Source organism: Bacillus sp. FSL L8-0099 (assembly GCF_038006385.1).
In the GTDB taxonomy this organism is placed as follows: Bacteria; Bacillota; Bacilli; order Bacillales; family Bacillaceae_G; genus Bacillus_A; species Bacillus_A toyonensis.
The window spans coordinates 5,305,083-5,321,579 of record NZ_JBBOVC010000001.1; the positions used below are offsets into that span (position 1 = coordinate 5,305,083).

At 36.4% G+C, this 16,497-nt stretch carries 19 protein-coding genes; 9 read left to right on the forward strand and 10 right to left on the reverse strand.

The features are described 5' to 3' along the window. Positions 1–103: 103 nt before the first annotated feature. Entirely contained in the window at positions 104–328 is a 225-nt protein-coding gene (locus MHH42_RS27115; protein ID WP_000526075.1) for a DUF1450 domain-containing protein, read from the reverse strand. A gap of 427 nt (positions 329–755) precedes the next feature. On the opposite strand from MHH42_RS27115, the gene MHH42_RS27120 reads away from it, so the two are divergent. Together MHH42_RS27120 and MHH42_RS27125 are read left to right on the forward strand one after the other, a co-directional pair. Beyond that, a complete protein-coding gene (locus tag MHH42_RS27120; protein ID WP_000868366.1) occupies positions 756–1,448 on the forward strand; it encodes an RsfA family transcriptional regulator in 693 nt (230 codons plus the stop codon). A gap of 151 nt (positions 1,449–1,599) precedes the next feature. Beyond that, positions 1,600–2,445, forward strand: coding sequence for a lipoate--protein ligase family protein (locus MHH42_RS27125; protein WP_000071939.1), 846 nt, complete (start codon positions 1,600–1,602; stop codon positions 2,443–2,445). A 49-nt stretch (positions 2,446–2,494) separates the two neighbouring features. Here the strand turns inward: MHH42_RS27125 and pta are convergent, their stop codons facing one another. Further along, positions 2,495–3,466 carry a phosphate acetyltransferase gene (gene pta / locus MHH42_RS27130; RefSeq protein WP_070174003.1) on the reverse strand — a complete coding sequence of 324 codons (972 nt, stop codon included), beginning with the start codon at positions 3,464–3,466 and terminating at the stop codon, positions 2,495–2,497. Between the two features lie 279 nt (positions 3,467–3,745). Between pta and hemQ the strand changes: the two genes are divergently transcribed. The 4 genes from hemQ (at position 3,746) to gerQ (ending at position 7,224) form a co-directional block, all read left to right on the forward strand. After that, a complete protein-coding gene (gene hemQ / locus MHH42_RS27135; protein WP_001287596.1) occupies positions 3,746–4,489 on the forward strand; it encodes a hydrogen peroxide-dependent heme synthase in 744 nt (247 codons plus the stop codon). A gap of 258 nt (positions 4,490–4,747) precedes the next feature. After that, the gene (locus MHH42_RS27140; RefSeq protein WP_070174004.1) at positions 4,748–6,019 is read left to right on the forward strand and encodes a serine hydrolase; all 1,272 of its coding nucleotides are present in this window, start codon (positions 4,748–4,750) and stop codon (positions 6,017–6,019) included. 328 nt (positions 6,020–6,347) lie between these two features. Continuing rightward, positions 6,348–6,770: a cell wall hydrolase CwlJ gene (cwlJ, locus tag MHH42_RS27145; RefSeq protein ID WP_000538166.1), complete on the forward strand. Its 423-nt coding sequence runs from the start codon at positions 6,348–6,350 to the stop codon at positions 6,768–6,770. 28 nt (positions 6,771–6,798) lie between these two features. After that, the gene (gene gerQ, locus MHH42_RS27150) at positions 6,799–7,224 is read left to right on the forward strand and encodes a spore coat protein GerQ (RefSeq protein ID WP_070174005.1); all 426 of its coding nucleotides are present in this window, start codon (positions 6,799–6,801) and stop codon (positions 7,222–7,224) included. Between the two features lie 32 nt (positions 7,225–7,256). On the opposite strand, the gene MHH42_RS27155 is transcribed toward gerQ, so the two are convergent. From MHH42_RS27155 to MHH42_RS27165, 3 genes are all read right to left on the reverse strand, one after another. Beyond that, positions 7,257–7,625 carry a DUF423 domain-containing protein gene (locus tag MHH42_RS27155; protein ID WP_000688311.1) on the reverse strand — a complete coding sequence of 123 codons (369 nt, stop codon included), beginning with the start codon at positions 7,623–7,625 and terminating at the stop codon, positions 7,257–7,259. A 64-nt stretch (positions 7,626–7,689) separates the two neighbouring features. Continuing rightward, positions 7,690–7,986, reverse strand: coding sequence for a YwdI family protein (locus MHH42_RS27160; RefSeq protein WP_016107318.1), 297 nt, complete (start codon positions 7,984–7,986; stop codon positions 7,690–7,692). 6 nt (positions 7,987–7,992) lie between these two features. Continuing rightward, positions 7,993–8,985, reverse strand: coding sequence for a potassium channel family protein (locus MHH42_RS27165; protein WP_070174006.1), 993 nt, complete (start codon positions 8,983–8,985; stop codon positions 7,993–7,995). A 95-nt stretch (positions 8,986–9,080) separates the two neighbouring features. Here MHH42_RS27165 and MHH42_RS27170 point away from each other — a divergent pair, with 95 nt between their 5' ends. From MHH42_RS27170 to MHH42_RS27180, 3 genes are all read left to right on the forward strand, one after another. Further along, a complete protein-coding gene (locus tag MHH42_RS27170) occupies positions 9,081–10,364 on the forward strand; it encodes a purine/pyrimidine permease (protein ID WP_340894655.1) in 1,284 nt (427 codons plus the stop codon). A gap of 228 nt (positions 10,365–10,592) precedes the next feature. Further along, positions 10,593–11,414 carry a Cof-type HAD-IIB family hydrolase gene (locus MHH42_RS27175; RefSeq protein WP_000221403.1) on the forward strand — a complete coding sequence of 274 codons (822 nt, stop codon included), beginning with the start codon at positions 10,593–10,595 and terminating at the stop codon, positions 11,412–11,414. 211 nt (positions 11,415–11,625) lie between these two features. Continuing rightward, on the forward strand, positions 11,626–11,919 hold the full coding sequence (locus MHH42_RS27180; RefSeq protein ID WP_000953396.1) for a DUF3817 domain-containing protein: 294 nt from the start codon (positions 11,626–11,628) through the stop codon (positions 11,917–11,919). Between the two features lie 110 nt (positions 11,920–12,029). On the opposite strand, the gene MHH42_RS27185 is transcribed toward MHH42_RS27180, so the two are convergent. From MHH42_RS27185 to MHH42_RS27205, 5 genes are read right to left on the reverse strand one after another with little or no spacing between them, the layout of a single operon-like run. After that, on the reverse strand, positions 12,030–12,707 hold the full coding sequence (locus tag MHH42_RS27185) for a uracil-DNA glycosylase (RefSeq protein WP_070174008.1): 678 nt from the start codon (positions 12,705–12,707) through the stop codon (positions 12,030–12,032). A 19-nt stretch (positions 12,708–12,726) separates the two neighbouring features. Further along, positions 12,727–13,719: an ABC transporter permease subunit gene (locus MHH42_RS27190; protein WP_098059063.1), complete on the reverse strand. Its 993-nt coding sequence runs from the start codon at positions 13,717–13,719 to the stop codon at positions 12,727–12,729. Continuing rightward, positions 13,712–14,629 (reverse strand): ABC transporter ATP-binding protein, encoded by a 918-nt coding sequence (locus MHH42_RS27195; protein WP_097954075.1) that lies wholly within the window; start codon positions 14,627–14,629, stop codon positions 13,712–13,714. The genes MHH42_RS27190 and MHH42_RS27195 overlap by 8 nt, the downstream gene beginning before the upstream one ends. After that, a complete protein-coding gene (locus MHH42_RS27200) occupies positions 14,626–15,507 on the reverse strand; it encodes an SGNH/GDSL hydrolase family protein (RefSeq protein ID WP_340894659.1) in 882 nt (293 codons plus the stop codon). The genes MHH42_RS27195 and MHH42_RS27200 overlap by 4 nt, the downstream gene beginning before the upstream one ends. A 10-nt stretch (positions 15,508–15,517) precedes the next feature. Further along, positions 15,518–16,495, reverse strand: coding sequence for a LacI family DNA-binding transcriptional regulator (locus MHH42_RS27205; RefSeq protein ID WP_016107323.1), 978 nt, complete (start codon positions 16,493–16,495; stop codon positions 15,518–15,520). Positions 16,496–16,497 lie beyond the last annotated feature (2 nt).

The window sequence follows — 16,497 nt, forward strand, 5'->3', positions numbered from 1 at the left end:
TCTGTCACTGACTATCAGTAATAACCAATTAAGCTTCCGTAGAATAACTCATTCCTCTTATGGGTATAAAAAAAGAAGAGTAATCTGTTCACTCTTCCTTTTCTTACTTATTTAACTTTGCTTCAATTTTTACAATTAATTCATCTTCTGTTGGAGCTGCAACTGGACGATTATTTACAAATGCGAATGATTTTTTACGACCAGGACCACAGTAAGACTGGCATGCAACTTCAATCGTTGCACATGAATCTACTTTTTTTAACTTCGGAATTAACGTTTTAACGTTCGTTGCCTGACAATCATCGCACACACGAAATTCGTTTCCCATTATATAACACTTCCTCTATTTTAAACTTTTCTCAAGTACATTTAAAAATAAACACTAAATGGTATTTTACCGCTCTTTTAAGCTCGTTGCAAGTTTCCTTGCGACGCTCTTTCCTTCATATAAAGCTACATATTTTTATGCTCTCCTACAGAAGCTTCCATCATTCTTGGCAAAATTTATCCCGCTGTTTGTGGGCAGTAAGACTTCCGCCTTAAAATTCGGCGAATGTGAGAGAGTTAGGTAGAAAATCCACTGCCCGTAAAAACCCCTAATAATCAGCGGGAGACGGAAAAAACTTTCACTGATTAAAGTTTCACTTTATTCCTTTCATCGAAATCTACCATATTTTTAAAAGCTTTGTATAAAAGCACATTTTTTTGCCCATTATAAAAATAGGAAGTTCATAAAAAGAAAGGGAGTTGAATCTATGAAAGTAAGACAAGATGCTTGGACAGACGAGGATGATTTATTACTTGCTGAAACGGTACTTCGCCATGTTAGAGAAGGAAGTACGCAATTAAATGCATTTGAGGAGGTAGGAGATCAGTTAAATCGCACATCCGCTGCTTGTGGTTTCCGCTGGAATGCCGTTGTTCGCTATAGTTATGAGCAGGCTCTTCAACTAGCAAAAAAACATCGTAAAGATAAAATGCGTGCTGCGAGCGGTGAACAAGCGAAAAAACGTTTACTTTATACACCACCAGCTTCAGGAGCGATAACTGATTATGAAGAACTAGTACAAGAGGAAACAACTGTACAATATAAAGAAGCTAGTCTATATCAAGAGCCTACTATCCCTGCTGTAAAAAGCTCTATCACAATGCAAGATGTTATTTACTTTTTACAAACTGTTGGATCTTCAAATATAAAAGTAACCGGTCTTGAAAACGAGAATACGAGATTGAAACAAGAAATTAAATCACAAATCTTGCGAAATGAAGAACTAGAAAAGAAACTAGAAAAATTAGAACAACAATCTCATACTGTACAAGAGGATTACGAAACACTTATGAATATTATGAACCGCGCTCGTAAATTAGCAGTAATGGATGATGAGGAACGTTCGCAAACTTCTTTCCGAATGGATCGAAACGGTAATTTAGAAAAAATTGCAGAATAAAAAGGATGCATGCAATGCATCCTTTTTATTATTTCACTTCAAGCACACATGCTTCTTTTACTTTAAAATCTCTCTTTATATATGGGAAAACTCCTTTCATCATTTTTTGCTATAATAGAGATTGTCATTTTAAAGATAAGGGGTTAGTTATATGAGCAATTCCCGTTCAATTTTATCTCAGCCAGAGTGGCGTATTGTAGATCAGTCTAGTTTAGGACCGACATTCCATGCCTTGCAATCATTCGCAATGGATGACACATTATGCACAAGTATTGGGAATGGCGCATCCGCTGCAACAATGCGTTCTTGGGTTCATCACAATACAATCGTTCTCGGCATTCAAGATTCACGCCTACCACACTTAGAAGAAGGTATTTCCTTTTTAAAAGAAAACAACTTCAATGTTATCGTTCGTAATTCCGGTGGACTTGCGGTCGTACTTGATGAAGGTGTGTTAAACGTATCACTTTTATTCCAAGAAACAGAAAAAGGTATCGATATTGATCTGGGATACGATACAATGTGGCATTTAATTAAGGAAATGTTAAAAGATTACGACGTTACAATCGAGGCAAAAGAAATTGTTGGTTCTTATTGTCCTGGTAGCTATGATTTAAGTATTCGCGACCAAAAATTCGCAGGTATTTCTCAGCGCCGTATTCGCGGTGGGGTTGCTGTACAAATTTACTTATGTGCTACAGGAAGCGGATCGGAACGCGCTGCGCTTGTTCGCGACTTTTACAATGTAGCAATTCAAGGAGAAGAAACACGCTTCACGTATCCTGAAATTGTACCGAGTACAATGGCCTCACTCTCAGAATTACTTGGTGAAACAATTACAGTACAAGATTTAATGATGCGTCTTTTAAAAACATTACAGCAATTCGCTCCAAAGTTAACACCATCTCAATTAACAGTAGATGAAGTTCCTTTATATGAGACGAATTTACAGCGTATTATTGATCGTAATAATAAAGCACTTGGCTTAGAAAAATAAAAATGACCACCCTAAGGGTGGTCATTTTTCATAGCAATTCATTATAGAATTAAAGTGCTTGAGCTGCTGTAATTAAAGCTAACTTGTATACTTCTTCTTCGTTACATCCACGAGATAGATCATTTACAGGCATGTTTAAACCTTGTAAGATCGGTCCTACTGCTTCGAAGTTACCTAAGCGTTGAGCGATTTTGTAGCCAATATTACCAGCTTCTAAGCTTGGGAATACGAATACGTTAGCATCACCTTTAATTGTAGAACCTGGAGCTTTTTTCTCAGCTACAGATGGTACGAATGCAGCATCGAATTGGAATTCTCCATCTAAAGTTAATTCTGGAGCCATTTCTTTTGCAATGCGAGTTGCTTCTACAACTTTTTCTGTTTCTGGAGATTTCGCAGAACCTTTTGTAGAGAAGCTTAACATAGCAACGCGTGGGTCAATGCCAAATAGTTCAGCAGTTTTCGCACTTTCAATACCAATTTCAGCTAAATCTTGACTGTTTGGTGCAATGTTAATTGCGCAATCAGCGAATACATATTTCTCTTCTTCGCGTACCATGATGAATACGCCAGAAGTTTTTGTAACGCCTGGTTTTGTTTTAATAATTTGAAGTGCTGGACGAACTGTATCAGCTGTAGAGTGAGCTGCACCACTTACTAAACCATGTGCTTTGCCCATGTATACAAGCATTGTACCGAAGTAGTTTTCGTCTTTAAGGATTTTACGAGCGTCTTCTTCAGTTGCTTTACCTTTACGGCGTTCAACGAAAGATGCTACCATTGCATCCATTTCTTCGTATGTAGCTGGGTCATAAATATCAACGCCTGCTAATGTTAAATTCATGCTAGCAGCTTTTGCGCTAACTTCTTCTTTATTACCAACTAAAATTGGTTTTACTAACTCTTCTTTTGCTAAACGCTCTGCAGCGCCTAAAATTCTTTCATCAGTTCCTTCAGGAAGTACGATAGAAATGCCTTTTCCTTGAACTTTTTCTTTTACTGTTGTAAATAAGTTGCTCACGAATAAACCCTCCTACATATGTTAAAAAACTCTATCTTTAAGAATACTGCTTTTCCTCTATATTTTAAACTTATAGCTCCCAAAAAATAGATAAAATGAAAATGATTATATTTTCATAAAATTCAGCCGAAAAATATGTCCTACTTAAGCCTTATTTTCTCCCGATTTCTAATAAATATAAATGTGACAATTTTATGTGCCGGAACTTTATATAGATGATTTTAAAACTATATATGCTATAGTTAACGTGTAAAACTATCATTAACTGAGGTGAATAGAATGAGTGAAGCAACAACAACGTTAGATGGCTGGTATTGTCTACATGATTTACGTTCTATTGATTGGGCTGCATGGAAAACATTATCTAGCGACGAACGCGGACAAGCTGTGTCTGAATTTTTAAATGTCGTTGAAAAATGGAACGAAGTAGCTACTGCAAAAAAAGGTAGTCACGCAATGTATACAGTTGTTGGTCAAAAAGCTGATATTATGCTTATGATTTTACGTCCAACAATGGAAGAATTAAATGAAATTGAAACAGAATTAAATAAAACAACATTAGCTGAATATATGGTTCCTGCATATTCTTACGTATCTGTTGTTGAACTAAGCAACTATCTTCCAGCTGATGAAGATCCATACCAAAACCCACAAATTTTAGCTCGCTTATATCCTGAATTACCAAAAGCAAATCATATTTGCTTCTATCCAATGGACAAGCGTCGCCAAGGTGATGACAACTGGTACATGCTTCCTATGGAAGAACGTAAAAAAATGATGTACAGTCACAGTAAAATCGGTCGCCAGTACGCAGGTAAAGTACGCCAAGTTATTTCAGGATCAGTCGGATTCGACGATTTCGAGTGGGGCGTAACATTATTCGCTGATGATGTTCTTCAATTTAAGAAACTTATATATGAAATGCGCTTCGATGAAGTAAGTGCTCGTTATGGTGAATTCGGAACATTTTTCGTTGGAAACATTTTACCGAACGAAAAAGTAGAGAAATTTTTACACATATAAAGTGAAACTTTAATCAGCCCTCACCAATCGGGCTGCCTGGCCAATAGCTGGATAAATAGTAAAAAAGGAACGAATTTCGTTCCTTTTTTTATTTCCCTCTATATTTCTCCTCAAAAAACTTCTTTTCTCCGCAAATTTGAACAAAAATCGACAAATTCTTTTCAAATTTCTTGTAAAATTGTAACCTTTTTATATATAAAGTTATGCTAAAATGATACGAGCTATATGCTAAATACCGATGCGAAGGTGATAATCTATATGAAGAAAATCTTGTCTATTTTACTATTGCTTTTATTGCCAATTTCTTCCTTAGCAGTAACAACATCCCATGCGGAAGAAAAAATACATATTGAGGCAGCCGCTGCACTTCTATTTGATGCAGATACAGGAAAAATACTGCATGAGCAAAATCCAGATGAATTACTAGCTATCGCTAGTATGTCAAAATTAATTGTTGTTTATGCTGTTTTAGAGGCAATTAAAGAAGGGAAAATTACTTGGGATACAAAAGTAAATATTTCTGATTATGCTTATGAAGTCTCTCGTAATAACGAATTCTCTAACGTACCGTTTGAAAAAGGACGTCAATATACTGTAAAAGAATTATATCATTCTATCGTTATCTTCTCTGCGAATGGATCTAGTATTGCTTTAGCAGAACTTCTTGCAGGAAGCGAAAAAAACTTCTTAAATCTTGCAAATGACCATGCAAAAAAACTAGGGTTAAAGAAATATAAATTTGTAAACGCTACTGGGTTAAATAACGCTGATTTAAAAGGGAAACATCCTGAAGGAACTGATCCGAATGGAGAAAACTCCATGTCAGCTCGCGATATGGGTATTCTTTCAAAAACAATTATTACAAAGTATCCAGAAATGCTAGAGGATACAAAACAAAGATTTAGAAACTTCCCGGATAATCATCCGAAGCCAATTCGTATGGAAAACTGGAACTGGATGTTACCAGGTGCTGCTTTCGCTTATGAAGGGTCAGATGGTTTGAAAACAGGAAGTTCTGATACGGCTGGATATGGATTCACTATTACAGCAAAACGTGGTGATTTACGTCTTATTTCCGTTATTATTAAGACAAAATCAATGGACGAACGTTTCACAGAATCTCGTGCATTAATTGAATATGGATTTAATAGCTTCGAAAAACAAAAGCTGAAAATTGATAAAAATAATACAATCTCTGTAGTAAAAGGGAAAGCAGATCAAGTAACTGTTGCACCTGAAAAAGAAATAACAGTAATTGCGAAAAAGGGTGACAAATCACCTTACAAAATTTCTACTGAAGCAGATAAGTCACTCGCTGAAGATGGACATTTAATTGCTCCTATTAAGAAAGATACAAAGGTGGGTTCCATCGTTTTAGAATCAACTGATAAATATGGTTTCTTAGATGGAAATAAGAGCATGAAGGTTGCTGCAAAAACGACAGAAGAAGTAGAAAAAGCAAATTGGTTCGTATTAACAATGCGTTCCGTTGGTGATTTCTTCTCAAACTTATGGTCCAAAATATTTTAATGATAAAAAGCTAGCACACGCTAGCTTTTTTATTTTCCTCTCTCAATGTAAAACTTCGTTTGGTTGTCATATCTGAGTCCTTTTCCTCATACGTATGAACTAGTAATTGTTCCACACTTCATCTAGAGATAAAGTGAAACTTTAATCAGTGGGGGTTTTGTTCATCCCCCACTGATTATTAGCCTTCACCAATCGGGCGTTTAGGGGCAGTTTGATCTCCCACCCACCTTCTTTGCTCCAGCCAAATTTCAAGGTGGGAGTCTTACTGCCCATTAATGCGGGATAAACCTCTTTCCAAAAGGTATTCCACAAAGAGAGGTGACACATAATGGGTGTTATTGCTTATAACGAAGAAGATGTAAAGTTATTAGCTAGACTGATGCGTGCTGAAGCCGAAGGAGAAGGGCAACAAGGAATGCTAATGGTCGGAAACGTTGGGGTAAATCGTGTCCGTGGAAATTGTTTAGATTTTAAAAGGATACGTAATTTACGTCAAATGGTTTATCAAAATCCTGGTGGTTTTGAGGCAACTCAAAAAGGATATTTTTATCAGCGAGCGAGGGAGCAAGATATCGCATTAGCAAGACGGACCATTCAAGGACAACGTTTTTGGCCCGCTAACTTTGCCTTATGGTTTTTTAGGCCTGAAGGTCCTTGTCCGCCAACTTGGTATGACCAACAAAATTCTGGTCGCTTTAAAAAGCACTGCTTCTTCCAGCCATCTGCCGGAGACTGTCCAAGCGTATATTAGGGAATGAAAATGAGGAGGGGATTTTTGAATGGCACAGCAACAAAACCCGTACTATGGAACAGGTTTTTATCAACCATCAGGCACTTACGTACAACCGCAACAAATGACCGCGCAGCAACAGCAACAGCAAGCAATGCAACAACAAGCTGCTCAGGCTCAACTTGCAGTTTCTCAAGGGATGTTACCGCTCGAGCAATCATACATTGAAAACATTCTTCGCTTAAATAAAGGAAAGCAAGCTACAGTTGTAATGACTTATGAGCGTGGTAGCTCGCTCGGTACACAATCTTATACAGGGATTATCGAAGCGGCCGGACGTGATCATATCGTTATTAGTGAACCACAATCAGGGAAACGTTTTTTACTATTAATGATCTACTTAGATTATGTAGAATTCCCAGAAGAGATTACGTATTTACCTAGTCAACAAGCAACTTATGCTCCGAGACCATAAAAAAAAGCTGGCAAATGCCAGCTTTTGTTTTTTTATAACCCTTTTACTACTGCAGTTCCTACTAAAATCCACGCCACAATAAACGCTACACCACCAAGAGGTGTAATTGGACCAAAGAACTTAATACCTGTCGTACTTAGTGCGTAAAGACTACCTGAGAACATAATAATCCCAGCTACCATAAGCCAACCAGCAGTAGTTAAAAGTGATGATTGAATCTTATCCATCAATAGAGCAACTACGAATAGTCCACCTGCATGAAACATTTGATATGTAACGCCTGTTTTCCAAACTTCTAACATTTTCGCAGAAATTTTATTTTCTAAACCATGTGCCCCAAAGGCTCCTAACGCAACAGATAGCCCCGCTGCAATACAACCTAGTAAAAAGAAAATTTTCATCTTAATTCCCCTTTTTTACTTTTATCATAAGCAATTTTTTCATATAAGCCAAACGATTTAATCCTTAAAAATCAAATAAAGAATTACCATTTGCACCTTCTTCTTTTATATACACAGGTTCTCCAGAAACCGGTATAACTGGTTGGACTGGTTGAACTGTTGTTATAGGCTGCGATCCAATTACTTGCGATTGAATTTGCGGCTCTCTATACGTAGAAGATTCAACCTGTTCATCTAATAGTAAATCGCATAAAGCACGCACAACTAATAAATGATCTTTTGATTTTTGTCCTTGACTACTTTTTGCCTTTGCAATTTCATTCGCCATTTTATTTAAAATCTTATCGCTCGATATTTGCATTCCTTATCACCTCGTACTTTGTAGTTCTTTCTCAAATTGCCCCAGCTTCTCTACTGAACCAAATACTATTATCATATCATGTTCTTGCAATTTTTCCTGCCCCGTCGGATTATGTATAATATCCCCACTTCTCAAAATCGCTAAAATTGTTACATCAAATTGATTTCTCACATCACTCTCTAGTAACGATTTATTGACTAAGATAGAATCGTTTCCGACTGAAATTTCTTCAATTACAAATGATTGCTCTATTCCATACAGTACTGTATCAATATAATGAACTGTTAGCGGATTCGCAATACCTTTTGCAATATGAATTCCTGCCATACTAGATGGATTAATAACCTTATTTGCACCAGCACGCCTTAATTTATCTTCGGTTTCTTGCTTTTCCGCTCTTGCTACAATTTTAATTGCATCGTTTAATCCTCTTGCCGTTAATGTAATAAATACATTTTCAGCATCATTTGCAACAATAGCAACTAAACCAGCCGCTTTTGAAATTCCAGCATGATGTAAAACTTGATCCTCCGTCGCATCTCCATGTATATACAAAAGCTTTTCCTTCTCTAATATGCTTTCATCTTTATCGACAACAACAAATGGAATTTTCTTTTCTTGCAATTCATGTACAACTTGAAGCCCCACTCTACCGCAACCACATACTATAATGTGATTTTGTAACTGTGCTATTTGTTTATCCATCTTCTTCCTCCGCACTGCATGAAATAAATTCCCTTCAATAATTATAGCTGCCACTACTCCAATTGCATATGTAACAATACCAACACCAACAGGAATAATAAGGAGCGCAAATACTTTCCCTGCTTGCGTTACAGGAACGGCATCTCCGTATCCAACAGTCAATACAGTAATCATCGTCATCCAAAATGCTTGAAACAAACTAATCTCTTCAATTGTCATAAATCCTAGTATTCCTAAAATTACAACAAAGGTCATACATACAACAGCTATCCTTAATTGCTTACGTGCATTCATATCGTGTTTCAACTCTTTTCTCTATCTACAATCTTTGCCAGTGGAAATAAAATACGTATATACTAGATACGGAATCTATGAAAGAGGTTGATATAATGAAGACATTTCTTTCCGCCTTACAATGGGCACTATTTATTTTAGCGGGAAGCCTTATTGTACCAATTGGTGTCGCAACTAGTTATGGTCTTGATGGCGCTGAAGCTATCGCATTCGTACAAAGAACATTATTTGTTCTAGGCTTTGCTGGTCTCTTGCAAGCTATATTTGGGCATAAACTTCCTATTCAAGAAGGTCCTGCTGGCCTTTGGTGGGGAATTTTCTCCCTTTACGCAAGTTTAGGCGTCATATTATTTGGATCAAGCAATGAGACACTTAAAGTTCTTCAATATGCTTTCTTATTAAGCGGTATTATTTGCATTATTCTTAGCGTTTTTGGACTCATTGATAAACTAGTTCGCTACTTTACACCGACAGTTATTGGAACATATTTATTTCTTCTTGTCACGCAACTCAGTGGCTCCTTCTTAAAAGGAATGTTTGGTCTTGATGGACAACATACAGAAGTACAACCAAAAGTATTTATTCTTTCACTCATTGTTATTTTACTATCCTTTTTCATTATGAAGCTACCTATTATTGGACAATATTCCGTTCTCTTCAGTATTGTCTGCGGCTGGATTTTATTTGCATGCTTCGGATTATCTAATCCTGTAACACCTGTAACAGACATAATCCGTCTTCCATCTCTATTCGTTTTCGGAATGCCTCGCGTTGAATGGAACATGGCAATTACAGTCATTTTCGTTACACTATTACTTCTAACAAATATGTTAGCAAGTATTCGTGTTGTACAAAAGGTTGTTTCTAAATACGAAACAGATGCAGCTCCAGATCGCTTTAAACAAGCTGGTATTATAACGGGAATAAATCAATTGCTAGGCGGTCTATTTTCAGCTATTGGACCTGTTGCTATTTCTGGATCAGCAGGATTTATTGCAACGACTAATATTTATAAACGCCTTCCATTTATATTAGGATCAAGCTTTATTATTGCCGTTAGTATATTCCCAAAGATCACTTCATTCTTTGCAGCAATCCCAGTTGCAGTTGGTTATGCCGCTATTTATCCTGTATTCGCAAGCATGATTGGCCTCGCCTTTCGAGAATACGAAACTGTCCAGGATAAAGAACGATTATTTAAAGTAGCCGGTCTTTCCATCTTTACAGGAGTCGGGGTTATGTTTGTTCCAGCAGGAGCATATTCCACACTTCCACCATTTCTAGCATCTTTTTTAAGTAACGGTCTCGTTCTTGGATCTGTAATGGCAATCTTGCTAGAAATACTATTTTCTCGTTCCACAGCAAAACAACTATCGTAAATTGGAAAACTTCCATTATTGCACTCTACCTTTAGAGTTGTTACGATAAAATCAAACTTTAATCATTGGGGTTTTATTCATCCCCAATGGTTATTAACCAATATTATGAGCAACACACTCATAATATTTTATCTACTTCTTTTCAAAGAGGTTTGATGTTTTACTATTATCCCTCAACATCTTCATGAACATGTATTTTGATTTCAATTAAAGAAAGGAATTTTCTATATGACTTATAAAATGATTGTTTTAGATTTAGATGATACTTTATTACGCGATGACCATACAATTTCACCTCGTACGAAAGAAGCTTTAATGACAGCACAGGAGCGCGGCGTTAAAGTTGTACTTGCTTCTGGGCGCCCAACGTTTGGTATGCGCAATGTTGCAAAAGAACTTCGATTAGAAGAATATGGTAGCTTCATTCTATCCTTTAACGGAGCAAAAATTATTAACTGTAAAACAAATGAAGAAATCTTTAGTAGCACGCTATCTCCTGAAATCGTTCACAACCTATTTGAAATTAGTAAAACTGAAGATGTATGGATTCATACTTACATTGGCGATGATATCGTAACAGAAGAAAATAATCCGTATACTGAAATTGAGGGCGACATTACTGGTATGCCAATCGTTGTAGTAGATGATTTTAAAGCCGCTGTAACAGAGCCTGTAGTAAAAGTATTAATGAACAAAGAAGCTGAACGCCTTGTTGAAGTAGAAAAGAAACTACAAAAACAACTAGAAGGCCAATTAAGCGTGATGCGTTCAAAACCATTCTTCTTAGAATTTACTGAATATGGGGTTACAAAAGGAACAAGCCTAAACCAACTCATCCAAAAACTTGGTATTAAACGCGAAGAAGTTATCGCAATGGGCGATAGCTATAACGACCAAGCGATGATTGAATTCGCAGGTCTTGGTGTTGCAATGGGTAATGCGCCAGATGATATTAAAGAAATTGCAAACTATGTAACAGATACAAATATGAACGATGGCGTTGCAAAAGTTGTAGAGAAATTCGTTTTAAAAACAGAAGTACTTGTTTAATATTTTCATTCATAAAACCTATTTGAAGTCAAACACTTCAAATAGGTTTTTATTTAAATTCTCGTGCTTTTGTGACTATATTTTGAACTTTGCACTATTCTCGTAGTGTAAACTTTCTTTTTGTATATAATGAAACAAAATAGACTATTTTATTTTGAAAAAGAATACAAATTTACTATAAACAAGCATACGTTAAAGGAGGCTACTTTACATGTTATCTACACCAATCGGACGATTAAGAGCAATTGGACTAGTTGAGGGGATTTCTTTCCTATTACTATTATTTGTAGCAATGCCATTGAAATACTTCGCAGGATTTGCAACAGCTGTTAAAATTACAGGCATGGCTCATGGTGTTCTATTTATTCTATTCATCTTTGCAGTCATTCAAGTAACAATCGTACACCGTAAATCAATTTTATGGGCACTTGGGGCATTCGTTTCATCAGTTATCCCATTTGGTACTTTTGTACTAGATGCAAAATTAAAGAACGAGCAACAATGATAATAAAAAGGTAGTTAACGACTGTTAACTACCTTTTCTATTTACCCCGATTGGTGAGGGCTGATAATCAGTAGGGGGTGAACAAAACCCCCACTGATTAAAGTTTCACTTTACAAATTTGGAATTTCCCAATCAATTTCTCTCTCATCCATATTAGCTAAAATCGTATTTACTTTAGAGTACGGCTTACTTCCAAAGAAACCACGTCTTGCTGACAATGGGCTTGGATGTACAGATTCGATAATATGATGATTTGGATTCGTAATTAACTTCTTCTTCGCCTGTGCATGGCGTCCCCACAATATGAAAATAACTGGTTTTTCACGTTCATTTAATAGCTCAATTACACGATCAGTGAAATGCTCCCATCCTTTTCCTTTATGAGAATTTGCTTCACCTTGCCGAACTGTTAATACAGTATTTAATAATAAAACTCCTTGCTCTGCCCACTTTACTAAATAACCGTTATTTGGAATGCCATACCCATATTCATCTCGAAGTTCTTTATACATATTTAACAACGACGGTGGCGTTTTAATACCGGGTTGCACAGAAAAGCTTAAACCATGCGCTTGATCCGGTCCATGGTATGGATCTTGTCCTAAAATAACGACCTTTGTATTTTCATAACTTGTATACTCTAGAGCGTTAAAAATATCTTCTATCTTTGGATAAACAACATGTGTACTGTATTCTTCTTTCAAAAAATTAGCCAATTCGCGATAATATTCTTTCTCAAATTCTGGTGCCAATAACGGCCCCCAATCATTTTTTAAAACATTTTCCATACTGTCACTTCCTGTCTAATTAATTCAACATATCCTGTTTTGTAAATACTACGAACGAAATAATAAGGGAAACAACTGCCCAAACAGTTAAATTCATCAAAGAAAATCCCATCGATAAACCTTGTAATGCAGGTAATTTTCCTGATAAATAATCCGTTAATGATAGGTTCACACTAAAAATATATTTTGCGCCTTCCCAAGACGTTGCAAATGAACTTAAAATACCACCTGCAATTAATGCAGCTAACATAACACCCATACCAGCTGGTGTATTGCGAATTAAAACAGAAACCATAAACGATATAGTTCCGACAACAATAGCAACAAACCAGGCCAGGCCATACGCCATTAAGATGTATTGCCACTGCGGAATAAGGTGCACAAAGTTCGTATTTAACGTTTCCTTATCAATGACAAATCCAGTTAAAACAGGTAAATTCCATCCCGAGTACCCAAATACAAGCCCTGATAATATGTAAGCAAACAAACCTACAAGAAGCAGTATGAGCGAAATGAAAAATAACATCGTCACGTATTTACTAAGTAGTATTTTCCAGCGCCGAATCGGCCGCGTAAGTAACATCTTCATCGTCCCATCACTCCGTTCTCCCGAAACGATATCAATAGCGACAATCATCACGAGAAGCGGAATAAACAATGTAATTCCTTGTTCAATAAATGCTCTGACAAAAGTCGGTGCACCCGGTGCCATCGGGTTAATATCATGATCTAAATAATATTGTTGTTGCTCAACTCTTACTTTTAACCAATCACGCCATTCTTCTGGCAACCTAGAATTGTTCAACCGGTTCTGGGAATCAACAATTTGCTGTTGTAATGAAACTTTCCAATCCTTTGTACCGAGTCTTTTTTGTGTCGTTTCTATTTCACGATACTGCGCATACACAAAAAGCGGGATTAATATTGCTAAAATAAGCATGACAACAAAAATACGTTTCTTACGGTAAATCTTTTCTGATTCATTTAAAACTAGATTCGCAAATTCACGCATGCTGCTCACCCCTTGTGAGTTCAATAAATAAATCTTCTAGCGTAAATACAAGCTCCTTAACGCTATGCACATCTATCTCATTTTCTACAAAGTGTTTATTCCAACTACTTATAGATGCAATATCCATGCGGCATAGTAATCGCTCGCCTTCTACACTCACTTCTCTTACTTCCTCGGCCGCTTCTAGCATATCTTTCGCCTTAGAAATTGGTGTAACAATCCATTCTACACGATCACTTGCTGTTTTAATTAACTCTTCAACCTTGGCAACTGTTATCATTTTTCCTTTATGAATAATTGCGACACGATCACATATCATTTGTACTTCACTTAGCAAGTGACTTGAAATAAACACGCTCATATTTTCTTCTTTCACAAGCTTATGTATAAATTCTCTAAGTTCTCTAATCCCAGCTGGATCTAAACCATTCGTTGGCTCATCTAATATGAGCAACTTTGGATTCCCAAGGAGCGCCTGCGCAATTCCAAGGCGCTGTTTCATACCGAGTGAGTACGTTTTTACCTTGTCATGAATTCTTTCATCCAAATGAACCATTTGAGCAATTTCAATAATACGTTCATCTGATATATCACCTAACATACGAGCAAATTGCTTTAAATTTTCCCATCCTGTTAAATATGTATACAGTTCTGGGTTTTCAACGATACTCCCAATTTGACGCATCGCTTCTCTGAAATTTTCCTTAATCGAATAACCACCGATAGAAATCGTACCTTCTGTCGCCTTAATCAATCCGACTAACATTCGAATGGTAGTCGTCTTTCCAGCACCATTCGGTCCTAGGAACCCGAACACTTCTCCTTGCTTTACATCAAAGGAAATATTCTCTACAAGAGTCTTCTTTCCAATTACCTTCTTCAAGTCTCGCACGGAAAGTATCGTCGTCATTTTACCCCTCCTTGTTCTAGTTTTAACTTACTCACAACATTTTGAACTAATCGTTCTGCCATATATGTGTACCCTACTTCATTCGGGTGAAAATGATCAGAGTATAATAAATCTTTTCCACGGTTTTGAAATAAATCAAATATCGGTGTAATATATACATTTTTATCATTTAACGCTAACTTCTCTAAAGAAGCGTTCCAATCCACAACAATGTTTGAAGACCCTTTTAAATCTTCTACATCTTCAAAAGGATTATATAAACCTAGCCAAAAAATAGGGCTATCTGTATTTAACTTACGAATTTGTTCTATAATTTTCTTAGCTTCATTTTGGAACGTTTCCGTATCAGGACGGTATGTTTCTAAATCTATCTTTCCAAGCGATTCCCAGCCTGGAAATAAATCATTTCCGCCAATTGTTAAAACGATCACATCTGCTTGCTTAATTGAATATTGAGCACCGCTGCTTTCAATTTGTTTTAATAAATCGGGCATTTTCGCACCACTCACTGCCAAGTTAGTTAGTGCAACCTTTTGCTTATAATCTTTTTGTAAATCTTCTTTCATTCGTCCAATATAGCCAATGCCTTCTTTATCACCAACGCCGCGCGTTAACGAATCACCTAAACTAACGACTTGCAATGTTCCCGTTTTCTTTTTCTCTTTTGCTACTACATCCGTTTTCTTAATTAAACTTGAAGCTTTCGGATTTAATACATCATTTACACCTGAAACAAAGCCATATGCAAATAAACAAAAAGATGCAATTGTAATGAGTAGGATTACTTTTACTACTTTTGATCTCATGTCAAAACCCCTTTTAGCCCTCTTAGATTGTCCATAATTATACCAAACGAAATTTTGAAAAGCGATTTTCACACCTTCCCTATCACGTCGTTTCTCTATTTACTAACTTTGGTAATAACTCTATATGTTTCACATCTAATTTCTCTGCATTAATCTTTTCATATAATAATTCAAACGCTTTTATCCCGACATTTTTACTAGGATGGGAAATTGTTGTTATACCTAATATATCTGCTACCTCTTGATCATCACACCCGATAATCGTAATATCCTCTGGAATACGAATTCCTTGTTTTTTTGCTTCTGTAACCATCCCCGCTGCAATATGGTTACAAGATACAAGGAACGCCGTCGGTTTTACTGACATATGAGCCCATTCTCTAATTACATTGCGTCCATCTTCCACTGTAAAACAGCCCTCAAATTTCCAGGTCTCTAACGGTGTTACGATACTCTGTTGAAGCGAATCTTCATACGCCTTCTTTCGTCTTTGGCTATTAATGCTATTACTTCTTCCAATGCAATATCCAATACGTGTATGACCGACATCTATTAAGCTTTTCATCCCATGCGAAAATACTTTGTAGTAATCAATATGCACACTTGAAATGCATTTCGAATCTATTTCTTCACACATAACAATCGGGCCGAATTTCGTATATTCTTCAAGTTTCTCCTTACTATTTGCACGGGAACATATAATAACCCCATCAAGCTTTTTCATTTTTAACATATGCAAAATTTCTAGTTCTCTTTCTTCGCTGTAATTTGTCTGGCAAAGCATCATATTATAATTATTCTTTGCCGTTTCTTTTGATATCCCCTCAATAATAGCACTATAATATTGATCATTTACGTGTGGCAATAAAACGCCAATTACATTCGTTTTTCCTTTCACTAAATGAATCGCGTTCACATTTTGCGTATAATTCAATTCCTCTATAATTGCTAAAATTTCTTTTCGTTTCTGTTCATTCACGTATGGATGATTATTTAGTACACGTGAAACGGTTGAAACCGATACCCCGGCAAGTTCAGCAATCTTTCTTATATTCGTCATCT